This window comes from Pseudomonas sp. NPDC086251 (genome assembly GCF_044746405.1).
GTDB lineage: Bacteria > Pseudomonadota > Gammaproteobacteria > Pseudomonadales > Pseudomonadaceae > Aquipseudomonas.
The window spans coordinates 440,973-455,314 of sequence record NZ_JBIVBY010000001.1; the positions used below are offsets into that span (position 1 = coordinate 440,973).

At 53.8% G+C, this 14,342-nt stretch carries 13 protein-coding genes; 10 read left to right on the forward strand and 3 right to left on the reverse strand.

From position 1 onward, the window contains the following. Positions 1-286: 286 nt before the first annotated feature. Positions 287-1,627: an OprD family outer membrane porin gene (locus ACIPL2_RS01940; RefSeq protein ID WP_401352510.1), complete on the forward strand. Its 1,341-nt coding sequence runs from the start codon at positions 287-289 to the stop codon at positions 1,625-1,627. Between the two features lie 103 nt (positions 1,628-1,730). Here ACIPL2_RS01940 and ACIPL2_RS01945 read toward each other — a convergent pair whose 3' ends face one another. Beyond that, positions 1,731-2,066 carry a sigma factor-like helix-turn-helix DNA-binding protein gene (locus ACIPL2_RS01945; protein ID WP_401352512.1) on the reverse strand — a complete coding sequence of 112 codons (336 nt, stop codon included), beginning with the start codon at positions 2,064-2,066 and terminating at the stop codon, positions 1,731-1,733. Between the two features lie 35 nt (positions 2,067-2,101). Between ACIPL2_RS01945 and ACIPL2_RS01950 the strand changes: the two genes are divergently transcribed. From ACIPL2_RS01950 to ACIPL2_RS01960, 3 genes are all read left to right on the forward strand, one after another. Beyond that, positions 2,102-2,728, forward strand: a complete 627-nt coding sequence (locus ACIPL2_RS01950; protein WP_401352515.1) for a metallophosphoesterase — start codon at positions 2,102-2,104, stop codon at positions 2,726-2,728. Between the two features lie 727 nt (positions 2,729-3,455). After that, positions 3,456-3,581, forward strand: a complete 126-nt coding sequence (locus ACIPL2_RS01955) for a hypothetical protein (protein WP_401352518.1) — start codon at positions 3,456-3,458, stop codon at positions 3,579-3,581. A gap of 132 nt (positions 3,582-3,713) precedes the next feature. Continuing rightward, positions 3,714-4,736 carry a hypothetical protein gene (locus ACIPL2_RS01960; protein ID WP_401352520.1) on the forward strand — a complete coding sequence of 341 codons (1,023 nt, stop codon included), beginning with the start codon at positions 3,714-3,716 and terminating at the stop codon, positions 4,734-4,736. A gap of 65 nt (positions 4,737-4,801) precedes the next feature. On the opposite strand, the gene ACIPL2_RS01965 is transcribed toward ACIPL2_RS01960, so the two are convergent. Next, positions 4,802-5,668, reverse strand: a complete 867-nt coding sequence (locus ACIPL2_RS01965) for a patatin-like phospholipase family protein (RefSeq protein WP_401353334.1) — start codon at positions 5,666-5,668, stop codon at positions 4,802-4,804. A gap of 300 nt (positions 5,669-5,968) precedes the next feature. On the opposite strand from ACIPL2_RS01965, the gene ACIPL2_RS01970 reads away from it, so the two are divergent. Beyond that, the gene (locus ACIPL2_RS01970) at positions 5,969-7,114 is read left to right on the forward strand and encodes an epoxide hydrolase family protein (RefSeq protein ID WP_401352523.1); all 1,146 of its coding nucleotides are present in this window, start codon (positions 5,969-5,971) and stop codon (positions 7,112-7,114) included. Between the two features lie 225 nt (positions 7,115-7,339). Here ACIPL2_RS01970 and ACIPL2_RS01975 read toward each other — a convergent pair whose 3' ends face one another. After that, positions 7,340-7,960 (reverse strand): glutathione binding-like protein, encoded by a 621-nt coding sequence (locus tag ACIPL2_RS01975; protein WP_401352526.1) that lies wholly within the window; start codon positions 7,958-7,960, stop codon positions 7,340-7,342. Between the two features lie 116 nt (positions 7,961-8,076). Here ACIPL2_RS01975 and ACIPL2_RS01980 point away from each other — a divergent pair, with 116 nt between their 5' ends. From ACIPL2_RS01980 to ACIPL2_RS02000, 5 genes are all read left to right on the forward strand, one after another. Beyond that, on the forward strand, positions 8,077-8,202 hold the full coding sequence (locus tag ACIPL2_RS01980; protein WP_401352529.1) for a hypothetical protein: 126 nt from the start codon (positions 8,077-8,079) through the stop codon (positions 8,200-8,202). Positions 8,203-8,231: 29 nt separating this feature from the next. After that, positions 8,232-8,534 carry an antibiotic biosynthesis monooxygenase gene (locus ACIPL2_RS01985; protein WP_401352531.1) on the forward strand — a complete coding sequence of 101 codons (303 nt, stop codon included), beginning with the start codon at positions 8,232-8,234 and terminating at the stop codon, positions 8,532-8,534. 560 nt (positions 8,535-9,094) lie between these two features. Continuing rightward, positions 9,095-9,742, forward strand: coding sequence for a gamma-glutamylcyclotransferase (locus tag ACIPL2_RS01990; protein WP_401352534.1), 648 nt, complete (start codon positions 9,095-9,097; stop codon positions 9,740-9,742). Positions 9,743-9,901: 159 nt separating this feature from the next. Continuing rightward, positions 9,902-11,086: an efflux RND transporter periplasmic adaptor subunit gene (locus ACIPL2_RS01995; protein ID WP_401352536.1), complete on the forward strand. Its 1,185-nt coding sequence runs from the start codon at positions 9,902-9,904 to the stop codon at positions 11,084-11,086. A gap of 15 nt (positions 11,087-11,101) precedes the next feature. After that, on the forward strand, positions 11,102-14,341 hold the full coding sequence (locus tag ACIPL2_RS02000; RefSeq protein WP_401352539.1) for an efflux RND transporter permease subunit: 3,240 nt from the start codon (positions 11,102-11,104) through the stop codon (positions 14,339-14,341). Position 14,342 lies beyond the last annotated feature (1 nt).

The following is a 14,342-nucleotide window of genomic DNA, read 5'->3' on the forward strand; positions in this document are numbered from 1 at the left end:
TTTCCCTACGCTAGTTTTAACACCCGAAAATTCCGTCGGTAAGTTGGCAGGTGTGCGAAGACTCAGAATTCAGGTGCCATGCGCTGGGCTATCAAATAGCTCGCGCCGCTTGATGCCGTCTCCAAGTTGCTCAGGCTGCTCTTTGCATTAAAAGAACGCTGTTGCTCGCTCTAAATATAGCTTTTGCGTAAGTTTCAATTGCAGTAACACATGAAACTGAAAATGTTCTTCCAATAAAAAATTAATTTAGCCGCTGCAAGTAACGCGCTATCAGAGTGAAGAGACTATGAACAATAATGTTAAGGCCTCCATCAATGCGGTGATCGTCAGTGCAGTCTTTGGCGCAGTGCAGGTAGCCAATGCTGCGTTTATTGAAGATAGTAAGCTGACGCTGGGCATGCGTAACTTCTATTACGATAACGATAATAGAGAAGGGGGGGCAGACCAGCGCGAGTGGGCGCAGTCGTTCAAACTCGATTATTCATCAGGCTTCACCGAAGGTTTCATAGGATTCGGGGTGGATATGCAGAGCCTAGTTGGGATTCACCTCGACGGCGGCAAGGGGTATCACCCGGACAGCAATACGTTTACGCCGAGCGATAGCGACGGGTCGGCGACGCAAGAATGGAGCAGCTTTGGTGCCACTGCCAAAGCGCGGATATCGCAGACAGAATTTCGCGTCGGTAACACGTTGACGCCAAGCCTGCCCATCCTGATCGCTACGGATAGCCGCCTGCAGCCGCAAACATTTGGCGGAGCAATGTTTACCTCAAAGGAAATCGACAACCTCATGATTACCGGGGGGCAGTTGGAACGCGCGAAAGGCCGGGCGTCGACAAACAGCACTGGACTGTCGGTTCCCGGCGGCACCGAGGAAAGTAACCACTTCAGGTTCGCTGGCGCAGACTGGAAGGTGACCAAAGATCTGATGCTCCAGTTCTACTACGCCAACCTGGAGGACTTTTACACTCAGCATTTCTTCGGCTTGATTCATATTCAGCCGCTCGGCGAGCGCCAAAGCTTTAAAACAGATCTGCGCTACTTCAAAAGCAGCTCAGATGGAAAAAACGGTGAACCCGGGTATCGCTTCAACAACAATGGAGGTTATGCGAAAAATCCAGGCGAAGTCGATAATACAACGGCGATTGCCATGTTTACCTACACCTTCCAGAGCCACAGCCTGATGGTAGGTCACCAACGCGTATCCGATGATGGCTCTCTTGTCTGGTTAAGCCAGGCTAACGTGGTTAATGGCAGTGGGCGAAACGAAGGCGAGGGGGGTATTTCGTTTTATTCGTTCACTGACGCCATGATAGGCAACTTTGCCCGCGCGGGTGAGAACACCACATTTGGTCAATATACCTATGACTTCGCAGACGCGGGTATTTCCGGACTGAAAGCATCGATCTCATATTTGCGCGGTGAGGACATCAAGGCAGTCAGTGGCAGTGGCCCCGACTTGCATGAAGTTGAAACCGATCTGCGCATCGACTATGTCGTTCCGGAAGGCCCGCTTAAAGGCTTCGGTACCACGTTACGCCATGGGGTCTATCGAGGTGGTGGTACGAGTATTGACGACCAGGATCAAACTCGACTCATCTTCAACTACACGTACAGCTTCTTCTGACCAGCAAGGTATTTTTGCAAAAGCTCAAGTGGACTGATCCGCCCGCTTCAGGGGTTCAGTGAAGATAAGGGCGGTGAGTGGGTGAAACCGAAAAGTACCCAGCTTACTCAGAACGATGCCAATGACGCTGTACCGTGGTTTTTGCCATCCCCAGCTCCCTCGCGATTTCAGCCTGCGAAAGGCCTTGCACCTTGAGCGCTTGAACTGCCTCTCGCATTTTTGCCGCAGCCGTAACGCGAGGGTGAGGCTTCTCTTCAATTTCTAGCGGAATCGAAGCCTGCAATAGCGCCATGTCCTGGAGATCCTTTTCCGCGATTTTCAGGACATCGCCCGCGCTGCGCTCGTCTCGTGCACCACACACCAGCGCCATCAGGGCAACAGGGCTAAGTTCCAAGACTCTGGCGAGCTCAATAATGGCTTCGAGGCTGGGAGAGGTCACTTCGTTTTCGATGCGGCTTACATGCGTTTGAGCCTGTGTCTGGAGACTACGATCTGGTTGTTTTGGCAGGGGACATTGATGTCAAAGCTAGAGGGGTGGCCTGGGCGAACGGGGTTTTCGCGTGCCCTGTGATTTACGTGAGTGGCAATCATGAATTCTACGGTGGCCACATCGATTCAACGCATCGAAAAATGAAAGACGCCGCATCAGTGCACGTCCACGTTTTAGAAAACGAGATGTTTGTTTGGAACCAAACTCGTTTTCTCTGCGCGACCGCATGGACTGATTTCTCTTCTACAGGGAGCGTCGCTGTGGCGAGCCAAACCGCGTGGGCATGGATGAATGATTTCCGTTTCATCCGGACTGGAGAAAACTACCGACGTTTACGTCCATCCGACCTGGTTAGCCGAAACCACGCGACATTCGCCCGGTTAACCAAAGAGCTTGATAAGCCGTTTGAGGGCAAAACGGTCGTAGTGAAGCATCACGCCCCAGTCTTAGAGGTGGTGGGTGATAAGCATGATGGGCACCTGAGCGCTGCATATGCAAATAGTTGGTACACGCTCCTGGAGAAAGCAGATCTTAGGATTTTCGGGCAGGCCCACCGGGCCGTCGATGTGACGTTGGGACGCTGCCGTGTGGTCTCGAATCCTCATGGGTAGTAACCGATACGTATGGAATCCATCACGCTTCAAATTCACGCGGATGGGTGGCTGTTTGTACTCACTTTGCTCATTGGGCAAATCCGGAATGACTGTTTGAACGATTACGGGTGGATGCTTGTGCCGGATCATCGACCGACATCGAATATCACCAAATGGGTTTTCGAGATCCTGGCGCTCTATGCTTCTGAGCTCTTCGAGCAACGGTTTGCCTCGTCAGCGCCGGGGCGTAATCCTTCGAGCGTCCAAAGTAGCCTGCGCCGTTGGTTCACATGCAGCCACAAAGTCTTCAGGTCGGTCTCCATCATTGCTTCCTTACCTTTGCACTCATCGATCAACTCACTAATCACGCAGAACTGTTAAATCTGGCGAATTTAACTGGATCCCGTGACGGTAGGCAGTAGTAAGGAAGGGGAAGGTATAAGGCATTGTCGCTATACAGGCTACGAAGCGTCGCTCGTATGTATGTTTATCCGCTCATTGGGTTGATTCACTATCCGCGCCGCGGTGTGAAGCGTCGTTGTCCAGCGGGGCTTTAGACGACGACATCCCACCACGGTGCGAGTGTTCCTAGGCAATCGTCGCATTCGTATTTAATCGTCTTCCCGCGTTCGGCCTAAAAAAGATGATCCCTTTACTGAGCTTCAACCGACTGCCCTCAGTAAGTGTTTCCACCAGGAAAGGAACACTGAAGCGTTGAGTGATGATGTGATCAGGAGCACCGGTTATGACGCTGATGACGATCCTGCGTGGCTCATTAGCGTTGAGCCACGAGTTGCCAACCCTGTCGTTGCCTGCGGCCCACAAGGATGAGTCGGTGCTGGTTCGTTCAATCGCTGGGGTTTGCCCCTGAAGCGTCCTATCTGCATCCGCTTAAATGTTGCTCGCCACGAGCACACATAGCGGCGCGTGTACGGTCATTAACCGCACTCACCGTTATCTATCTCTCGTCGCACTGGGCGAAATCCAAAATTCAGGAGCGTGCATGAGCGCACAGCAAAGATCATCGAACCACTTTTGCCCAGGCCATAAGTCGCTGAACAGCGGTGAAACTCCGATGCCACTTGCGCCATCCATTGAGCTGTCAAACGGAGAACGGTTTATCCCTCAGCACTATTTGCAGTACGAACAAACCGTGCAGACGGTATCTGAAATACTGAACGATATTGAGCAGGTTGATCATTATCTTCTGTTCTGTGGTGATGATGAGTTTGGCCTGTACCTCCAAGTAGGTTCCATTGGGCCGGACAACTACAAAGACCTCACAAAGCGCCGAATCGTATACGGCCGAAAGTGGCGTATTGAACGCTACACCCCGACGTCTGAGGTGATACAAACGGCGTTTTTGGCGTTGAAAAAAGCGGCAGAACACGAAGTTCGTGAACTCGTAACTGTTAGAGAATTATCGAGTGGTCACGACGCTACGCCATTCAGTACGCATGTAGATCTGCCTCTCATGGCACGTTTTCCCGAATTAGTCATGGACAACCTCTTTAGCCTGGGTGAGCTACCGGATGATTGGCTTCAAGGAATCCGCTTCGACGGTCGAGCCATTCGAACGAAAGATTGGAGCACTCGTTCCAACGGTAATGCTGTTGTCGATCTGGAGTTGGATACGCCGGTACGAAGCAAGTCTCGTTCGGGTTTTGGTGACTTCACGTTGACGGTTGTGCTTGATAAGCCCAGCAAGACTTCGTTGGTGCATGGTGTGATGAACGCGCTGATTGCTTACAGCGATCGTCGAATCGATGAGATGTTTCGCTATAGAGGATTTGCGCGGTTTAGTCAGGCCGTGAGTCCACTGCGCATCGGGTCTCTATCTCTTGCATCGCGACAATCAGGTGAAGGAGGAAAACAGTTCCGGGCTATAAGAGCCAAGCTGAGTGAGGAGGTCGACAAGAGACGCCCACCGTCATTCGGCGTCGGAGCGTTGGCTGTTCGCAACAAGCGAGCGATCCGCTTAGAAAACGCACTAGAGGGGCACCTACCGATTGAGTCCAACCCGTAGCTTTCAATTCATGGTTCAGTTTTGGCTGGCATGCAATGTAAGGGTTCGGCAGCTTCAGTGGACGCTCAAAGATCATGGGCATGTGAATGGAGCGATAGCGCGCCCGGTACCTTGGTACGTTCCAACCCCCCACCGTCCAGCCACCAAAGCGTCTGTTTATAGGCACGCTGCAACAACGACTCGGTTTGGGCGAAGTTAAACACTGAGACATCCACGGGGCACAACGGCGGAACGATGTGCAGGCTAGTGAGCGTGCGGAAGTGTTCGATGTCGCTCACCAACTGACGCATGCTCATCAGGTTGACGGTGTGCAGGGCTAAGGCGATCAAGCCTCGGGGTGGCTGAGACAGGGCACAACTGACTCCCGTTGGCACGACCACGACGTTGGTCGCTCCCAGGGCCACTGCAGTTGAAATGGGTGTATTGCTGGCCACGCCACCGTCAATCAGGAACTGATCGGCAATCTGCACGCAGGGGAACACCAACGGGATAGCTGCGCTGGCCAGCAATGCCTGCCCGAGTTCACCGGAAGACAGAACGGTCTCAGCACCACTGAGCAAGTTGGTGGTGACGATGTGCAGAGGCAACAGCGCATCTTCAATGCGATGAATCGGCAGCACTTGTCCCAGCAGTCGGTTCAAAGCCGCGGGCTGAAGCAGAAAGCCCCGCCGTTTGATCAACCCTCTACAGGTATCGAGCCAGGACACGGGAAAAATGTCGGTTTTACGCAAGCCACGCCAGAAACCTGCGAGCGCCTCGACCCCAGCAGCATCGGGCCTTGCGGCGAAGTAAGCACCGTTGATGGCCCCGACAGAAGCGCCCACCACCAGGTCGAATCGAACATTGGCCTCGACCAGGGCCTGCAACATCCCCACCTGCACGGCACCCAAGCTACCGCCGCCAGCGAAAACGATTGCGGTTTTGGTTGCCATGCGAAAAGCCTCTGTACCGATGCATCGGATGAGTGTAGTTGACGGAGCAGCGTTGTTTTCAAGAGCTCCCAACATGCACGCCTGGAGCTCCGGGCGTCCCTTTAAAACATCGCAGCGCCCAAGCCACTCAAACCCATATCCAAGCCTAATAGCCGGAATATGAGTGACGTTTGTCTCTTTGCCAGCGACAGAGCGTTGCTTTTCGACGGGCTTATTCTTTCTAACGACATAGGCATAGTGCTCTCAATTGAATTGACAACAAAACGGTTGTCGATGAACCGATGACACAGAGGTATTCAGATGTCTGATAGCACTCAATTGACGCCTTTTCGCATTGAGATCCCACAGGTCGAGCTCGATGATTTGCAGCGTCGCTTGAATGGAACTCGCTGGCCGGATCGGGAAACCGTTGCCGACCAGTCGCAAGGTGCACAGCTGGCCAAGGTGCAAGATTTGGTTGAGTACTGGCGGACTCAGTACGACTGGCGTCGATTCGAAGCTCGCTTGAACAGCTATCCGCAGTTCAAAACTGAAATTGATGGGTTGGGCATTCACTTCCTGCACATCAAATCCAAGCATGAAGATGCAATGCCACTGATCATGACCCATGGCTGGCCGGGATCTATTGTCGAGTTCCTCGATACCATCGATCCGTTGGTTAACCCGACCGCCCATGGTGGCGAAGCCAAAGACGCTTTTCACGTGGTACTGCCGTCGATCCCTGGATATGGGTTCAGCGACAAGCCGACGACCAAAGGGTGGAACCGTACTCGTATTGGTAACGCCTGGCATGAGCTGATGCAACGTCTCGGCTACCCTCGCTATGTCGCTCAAGGCGGCGATTGGGGCAGCGTGGTAACCACTGAGATGGGTCGCCTAAAGTTGGATGGTTTGGCGGCAATCCATGTGAATCTGCCATTCGTTGTTCCTGCCGATATGCCGGCAGAGTTGAGCGAGGAAGAACAAGCGGCACTCGATCAGTGCGTGCTATTTGCTTCTGACGGTATCGCATACCACGATTTGCAAACGACTCGTCCGGAAACGATTGGCTACTCCCTGTCGGACTCCCCTGTGGGTCAAGCAGCGTGGATCTACGAGAAGCTCGCCTCCTGGAGCGATAGCGAGGGTCAAGCAGAGAGCGTTTTCACCTACGACCAGATTCTCGACAACGTGATGTTGTATTGGGTGACGAACAGCGGTGCGTCCTCGGCGCGTATGTATGCCGAGCATCCAGGGCTTAACTTCGGCGCCATTCATCTCGATCTGCCGGTTGCCGTATCCGTGTTCCCAGGAGAGATCTACACGCCACCGAAGGCGTGGGCGGAACAGGCATACAGCAATCTGATTTACTGGAATAAGACGCAGAAGGGCGGCCATTTCGCGGCTTTTGAGCAGCCAGCGATTTTCGTTGATGAAATTCGTGCGGCGTTCTCAAGCGTCCGCTGATTGCCCGCGGGACAGGTGCGCGAGGTACTCGCGCATCGACAGATGAAGTTGATGTTGCTTTGGCGCGCAAAGGGAAACAACCCTTTGTGCGCTAACTTCTATCCTCTATTTTCCGTTCCGCCTTTATGAATACTGCCGTTACCCACGTCGCATGCGTGTGCCAATCATTCGGCCAATCGTTTCCACGGAAAATTCTGCAGCGAATGCTGTCCGCTGTTCGCGCACTTAGTGTGTTCGGGGACTTTTTCCATTCAGCTCCGCAGCCAGTGCAGCCTGAACACTTGGCCGAGCGCCGATTCGTTCTTGGTAGGCCACCAACGCCGGCCATCGCGCCAAGTCAATCGAGAACCACGCGAGCCATCTCAACAGCGTATAGAGGTACGGATCTGCCACGGAGAACGCCTGGCCGAGCAAGTATGGTTGTTGGCTTAAGGTTTCATTGAGTGAATCGATACGTCGAAAGAGGCGAGCGAAAATCTCATCGCGCGCCTGCTGCGGAATGTTCCGGAAGAGGGGGCTCATTGCACAGTTAAGCTCGCACGAAAGGAAGCTCAGGCGCTCACGCAGGCGAACTCGTTGCCAGCTTTCAACCGGAGGGGCTAAGCCTGTTTCTGGTTTCAGGTCAGCAAGGAATTCGAGAATCGTCGAGCCTTCGGTCAACACCTCTCCGTTATCCAGCCGCAAGGCCGCAATGTAGCCATGAGGATTGATGCTCCAGTAATCCTCTCCTGCAGAGGTCGTCTTGGTAGCGTGGTCTACCTGGATCAACTCAAACGGCAGGCCCAGTTCGCGCAAAACAATGTGAGGGGCCATCGAACAGGCTTCAGGCGTGAAATACAGCTTCATGGCGGGCTCTCGATGCGCGTTTTTTGAAACCAAAGGATACCTTGCTTGGGAAAGCCTGTGTTCGAAATGGCGCCACTGAAATCCTTGGAGCCTCATTGGGGGCGAGGTTTGTTCTCATGACCGCAATGGGCAGCAAGCAAGTTATTTTGCCGCTGTCGATCCAGCAGGAATGGATTGTTGCTTTTAAAGCAACTGTGAAACAACTATCGCGTTATTTATGCGGAATTGGCCCGCAGGCATAATTCAACCAGCTCATGTAGGAGGGTTGAAAATGTTAATTTCAGCAATCAATACCATCGAAATAGATGCCGCTCCAGGACGGGTGGGTGAAGTCTGCCAGAAGCTCCCGCAGATAATCCGCACCCTCCTTAGCACTACGAGGTGCGTTGGCTACGCGGTTACTGATAATCGTATGACTAATAATTCCTGGATCGTCAGCGGTTACTGGAAGTCCGAGAGTCAGATGCGCGAGCATTTCGAACATCCAGAACTGGCCGGTTTTATGGAAATGCTTACCAGCGGAATGGCAAAAAGAATTAATTTTAATAGTTTCGTTGTCGGTTTGGATGAGTAAGTGCGACGCGCGAATTCAGGATTGCTCTGTCGAAAGAAAAGTAGAACCCCGCGTTTGTTCAATTCCCACAGTCAGCGTGTGGATGCTCAGCGAAAATGGAAACCAGGATCGGTCTGCCGTAAGTCGCTCTTTTGGAGCAAATACGGCAGTTGCTGAGCTTTCATCTTTATGCACCAGTAAGGTGCATTGGCCAGTAAGAAATCTAGAAAAACGAAAAATATTCCCGCGCTAATTTTAGATTATTTAAGTTTCTACTATCCGCAGTATGAGTGAATAACCTGTCCTGCCTCTGAAATTTTGTCTGTAACTACGAACGTAGCCGGCCCGTATCCACAACGCGAGGCAAAGGCTACGGCTGTTGTAGGGATTGTCTCCTTTGTGGCTACTAACAGTAGAACTCCGCGTTATTTATTGGGGTGATGGCTTTGGGGCAGTATCTACCCATGGGCAGGTTTGCGTGGGCTGCCAACCAAGGTTCACATCTGGATTGCCGCACATTCTGCACTCCAAGCTGAACCAGATCGATTCATAGAATTGGCGCAGAATTTGAGGCAGTGATGATGTTGACGAAACACCAAATTACCTCCGGTGCTTACCTTGAAAATTTTTGTGAAGTGCCACGCGAAATTATGTGGACGCTTGAGCAAATCGAGCAATCAATGCAGGAAACGCTAGAGGCTCGTCCAACGACGGGTGACTTGTGGATCTTTGGTTACGGCTCTTTGCTCTGGAATCCACTTTTAAATTTTGAAGGTCAACAGCGGGCAACGCTACATGGATGGCACAGAAGTTTTTGCATGCGAATTATTGCGGGGCGAGCCACCCTCGATACCCCGGGACGGATGTTAGCTCTGGAACCGGGAGGTTCTACTCAAGGCGTAGCCTTCCGATTGACTGAACAAGTCGCAAAGGAAGAGTTGATATTGCTTTGGGTGCGTGAAATGCCCACCGGTGCATACCGTCCAGTTTGGGCACCGCTATCCCTGGAAGATGGCACGGAAACAATGGCGCTTGTATTTGTAGCTGATCCGTATCACCCGTTGTATGAGCCAGACGCGAGTGTTGAATCGGTGAGTCCGCACATTGCAGGGGCATCCGGGCCGATGGGTACAAATGCTGAGTATGTTCACAAACTTAATAATGCGTTGAGCGAAAGCGGCGTTGTAGATGAATACATCGGAGCGTTATCAGCAGGCATAACCCTGTAAAGCAAGCGACTCTTTTTTAAAGTTTTAATCGTTTTACAAAGTTTTTTCACGAGTTTAACTCGCGGACTGTGTGCAGTTGGCTTTTGAGGTTCAGCAGGGAGCGGAGCAGTTTTTCGATCACTGTCTTTCTAACGAAATTTTATTAAGTAGGAGAAAAAAATGATCGCCCATCACAAACGTCTTTCCGTTGCGTTGAGTGCGCTCTTAGTGGCCGGCACTGCCGGGATCGCGGTGAAATATGGCGATCATTTTGCCCTGGTTCAGTCGGCTAACGCGGCTGAGGCAACGGCAGTCCCTAAAACAGAAGTCGACGTCGCGACGGTTGTCTTCAAATCTGTCAGTGAATGGCAGAGTTATTCCGGTCGCCTGGAAGCCGTAGGGAAAGTCGACATCCGCCCTCAGGTACCCGGCACGATCGTCGGTGTGCACTTCAAGGACGGTGCGCTGGTCAAAAAGGGTGATCTGTTGTTTACCATCGATCAACGCCCTTATCAGGCGGAAGTCGATCGCGCCGCAGGTCAACTGGCCGCTGCAGAATCCCGGGCTAACTACGCTGCCACCGATGCCGGTCGCGCCGCGCGCCTAATCGAGCAAAACGCCATCGCCAAGCGTGATTTCGATGAGAAGCAAAATGCTTCGCGCGAAGCCATTGCGCAGGTGAAAGTGGCCAAGGCTTTGCTGGACGCCGCCAAAGTTAATCTCTCCTACACCGAGATCACCGCGCCGATCGCTGGCCGGGTATCTCGCGCGGAATTGACTATCGGTAACGTCGTATCGGCAGGCACTACAGCACCTCTGCTGACCACTCTGGTGTCGGTGTCGCCCATCTATGCCTCGTTCGACGTGGATGAGCAAACCTATCTGCGCTACCTGAATCAGTCCTCTGCCAAACCCGCTCCGGTTTCTCTCGGCCTGGCCAACGAGGACAGCTATTCGCGCAATGGTGTCGTCGACTCCATCGACAACCAACTGGACACCCAATCGGGAACCATCCGCGTCCGTGCGCGTTTCGATAACGCCAATGGCGCGCTGCTACCAGGCCTTTACGCGCGCATCAAGGTCGGTGGCGGCAAACCATCCGATGCCATTCTGGTGGACGACTCGGCCATCGGCACAGACCAGGCGAAGAAGTTCGTTCTCGTGGTTGGCCAGGACGACAAGGTCGAGTACCGCGAAGTCACCCTGGGCAACCTGCATGAAGGCCTGCGCATTGTTACTTCGGGCCTGAAGGCCGGTGATCGTGTGGTTGTAGGCGGTGTGCAGCGTGTTCGTCCTAACGACACCGTCCACGCCAACTCCGTTGAAATGGCGAACATCGGTCGCGCTGCGAAGCCTTCGGCTTAATAAGAGAACGCCAACATGAACATCTCTAAATTCTTTATTGACCGGCCGATCTTCGCCGGTGTGCTGTCGGTGGTTGTGGTTCTGGCAGGGCTTATCGCCTTGACCAAACTGCCGACTGCCGAATACCCAGAGGTGGTACCTCCCTCAGTGGTGGTACGCGCCGAGTACCCGGGTGCCAACCCGAAGGTCATCGCGGAAACCGTGGCTTCGCCGATCGAAGAGCAGATCAACGGCGTCGAAGACATGCTCTACATGCAATCGCTGGCCAACAGCGACGGCAAGCTGACCACCACCGTCACCTTCAAGCTCGGTACTGACCCGGATAAAGCACAGCAGTTTGTGCAGAACCGCGTCGCTCAGGCCTTGCCGCGCCTGCCCGAAGACGTACAACGTCTGGGGGTGACCACGATCAAGTCGTCACCAACTCTGACCATGGGCGTGAGTATCCTGTCGCCTAACCAGCGCTACGACCTGACCTACCTGCGCAACTACGCCTTGATCAACGTCAAGGATCGCCTGGCGCGGATTCCGGGCGTGGGTGAGGTGGTGATGTGGGGTGCCGGTGATTACTCGATGCGGATCTGGCTCGACCCACAGAAAGTGGCACGACTGAACCTGACCGCCACCGACGTAGTCAGCGCCATTCGTGAGCAGAACGTACAAGTAGCGGCTGGTATTGTCGGTGGTGCACCGATGCTGACTAACGTGCCGATGCAACTGAGCGTCAACGCTCAGGGTCGTTTGAAAACTGAGCAGGAATTCCGCGACATCATCCTCAAGACCAGCGGTGGGGCAGTAACACGTCTGTCTGATGTCGCTCGTGTTGAGATGGCAGCATCGGAGTACACGTTGCGGGCGATGCTCGACAACAAACCTGCGATTCAGATGATCATTTTCCAGCAACCCAATGCCAACTCGTTGCAGATTTCTGACGACGTGCGCAAGGTCATGGAAGAGATCAAGCAGGACATGCCCGACGGTGTTGATTACGGCATCAAGTACGACCCGACCCAATTCGTACGGGACAGTATTCATGCGGTAATCCAGACCCTGCTCGAAGCCATCGCCCTCGTGGTGCTGGTTGTGATCGTATTCCTGCAAACCTGGCGTGCGTCGCTGATCCCATTGTTGGCGGTGCCGGTATCGATCATCGGTACGTTCGCGCTGTTGCTGGGCTTTGGCTACACCATTAACGCGCTGTCGCTGTTCGGCATGGTCTTGGCCATCGGTATCGTCGTGGACGATGCGATCGTGGTGGTGGAAAACGTCGAGCGCAATATTGCTGAGGGTCTTTCGCCTCGCGATGCGACCTACAAAGCCATGCAGGAAGTGAGTGGGCCGATTATCGCCATCGCGCTGACACTGGTTGCCGTGTTCGTACCGTTGGCCTTCATGTCCGGTCTCACCGGTCAGTTCTATCAGCAGTTCGCGATGACCATTGCGATCTCGACCGTGATCTCGGCCTTCAACTCGTTGACCCTGTCGCCAGCGCTGTCTGCCATCTTGCTCAAGGGACATGATGCGCCGAAAGATCGCCTGACGCGGATCATGGACACGCTGTTCGGGCGTTTCTTCAAAGCCTTCAACCGTCTCTTCAACCGCGGTTCGGAAAATTATGGTCGCGGTGTAGGCGGCGTGGTCAACCGCAAGCTTGTAATGCTGGTGATCTACGGCATCCTGCTGGGCGGCGCAGTATTGATGGGCAAAATCGTACCTGGTGGTTTCGTGCCGGCCCAAGACAAGGACTATGTGGTCGCTATCGCGCAATTGCCAAGCGGCGCCACCCTAGATCGCACCGAGAAAGTCGTTCGTGAAATGGGTGATATTGCCCTGGCCATTCCTGGGGTCAGAAACCTGCCGCAGTTCCCCGGGCTGTCGGTCAGCCTGGCTAACTCCCCGAGCAGCGCTCTGGTGTTCCCTGTACTTGAGCCTTCGAAGTACCGTTCCAAAGAAGAGTCCGCCTCGGCAATCGTTGGGCAGTTGAATGCCAAATATGCTGGGATCAAGGAGGCAGCGATTGCGGTATTCCCGCCACCGCCTGTAGCAGGTCTGGGAACGGTTGGCGGTTTCAAACTGATGATCGAAGACCGCGGTGCATTGGGTTACGAGGCGCTGAACAAGGCGACCCAGGATTTCTTGACAGCTGCGGCGAAGGCTCCTGAGCTGGGCCCGGCATTCTCGATGTTCCAGATCAACATGCCACAACTCAATGTTGAACTGGATCGAGTCAAAGCTAAGCAATTGGGTGTGTCGGTGACGGATGTGTTCGACACCCTGCAGATCTACCTGGGTTCGATGTACGTCAACGACTTCAACGCGTTCGGTCGTGTGTATCAAGTGCGGGCACAGGCTGATGCGCCGTTCCGAGCCACCGCTGAAAACATTGGTTTGCTGAAAACCCGTAACAACAAGGGCGAAATGGTTCCACTGTCGTCATTGATCAAAGTCACGACGACCTATGGCCCGGAAATGGTCGTGCGCTACAACGGTTACACAGCGGCGGACATCAACGGTGGCCCGGCGCCGGGTTACTCGTCCGGCCAAGCTCAGGCGGCTGTCGATCGCATCGCCAAGGAAGTGTTCCCCCGCGGCATCAAGTACGAGTGGACTGACTTGACCTATCAACAGGTTCTGACAGGAAACGCCGCTATGTGGGTGTTCCCGATCAGCGTGCTGTTGGTGTTCCTGGTACTGGCTGCGTTGTATGAAAGCCTGACCCTGCCACTGGCGATCATTCTGATCGTGCCAATGAGCATTCTGTCTGCATTGGTCGGTGTGTGGCTGACTAACGGCGACAACAACATCTTCACCCAGATTGGTTTGATGGTGCTGGTGGGGCTATCGGCGAAGAACGCGATTCTGATTGTCGAGTTCGCTCGCGAGCTGGAAATGCAAGGACGCGGCATTGTAGAAGCAGCCATCGAAGCGAGCCGGCTGCGGCTGCGCCCAATTCTGATGACATCCATCGCGTTCATCATGGGTGTGGTACCGCTGGTGTTCTCCACCGGCGCCGGTTCCGAAATGCGTCAGGCCATGGGTATCGCGGTGTTCTTCGGCATGCTCGGCGTGACCCTGTTCGGACTCATGTTAACCCCAGTGTTCTACGTGTTGTTGCGCAAGCTGTCGGGCGTGGAGCACCTGGTCGATAAGCACCGAAAACATTCACATCATGATGCTGACCTTTACGCGAATTTCGACATCAGCCCGGATCGTAAATCATCAGCTCGCGTCCCTGAATCCGCGTTCCTGAAGTAAG

Bases quoted from the DNA above. Each gene is read 5' to 3' on its own strand.
- ACIPL2_RS01975 (WP_401352526.1), bottom strand. From the start codon at position 7,960: ATGAAGCTGTATTTCACGCCTGAAGCCTGTTCGATGGCCCCTCACATT.
- ACIPL2_RS01990 (WP_401352534.1), top strand. From the start codon at position 9,095: ATGTTGACGAAACACCAAATTACCTCCGGTGCTTACCTTGAAAATTTT.
- ACIPL2_RS01965 (WP_401353334.1), bottom strand. From the start codon at position 5,668: ATGGCAACCAAAACCGCAATCGTTTTCGCTGGCGGCGGTAGCTTGGGT.
- ACIPL2_RS02000 (WP_401352539.1), top strand. From the start codon at position 11,102: ATGAACATCTCTAAATTCTTTATTGACCGGCCGATCTTCGCCGGTGTG.
- ACIPL2_RS01970 (WP_401352523.1), top strand. From the start codon at position 5,969: ATGTCTGATAGCACTCAATTGACGCCTTTTCGCATTGAGATCCCACAG.
- ACIPL2_RS01955 (WP_401352518.1), top strand. From the start codon at position 3,456: ATGACGCTGATGACGATCCTGCGTGGCTCATTAGCGTTGAGCCACGAG.
- ACIPL2_RS01985 (WP_401352531.1), top strand. From the start codon at position 8,232: ATGTTAATTTCAGCAATCAATACCATCGAAATAGATGCCGCTCCAGGA.
- ACIPL2_RS01960 (WP_401352520.1), top strand. From the start codon at position 3,714: ATGAGCGCACAGCAAAGATCATCGAACCACTTTTGCCCAGGCCATAAG.
- ACIPL2_RS01980 (WP_401352529.1), top strand. From the start codon at position 8,077: ATGACCGCAATGGGCAGCAAGCAAGTTATTTTGCCGCTGTCGATCCAG.
- ACIPL2_RS01995 (WP_401352536.1), top strand. From the start codon at position 9,902: ATGATCGCCCATCACAAACGTCTTTCCGTTGCGTTGAGTGCGCTCTTA.
- ACIPL2_RS01940 (WP_401352510.1), top strand. From the start codon at position 287: ATGAACAATAATGTTAAGGCCTCCATCAATGCGGTGATCGTCAGTGCA.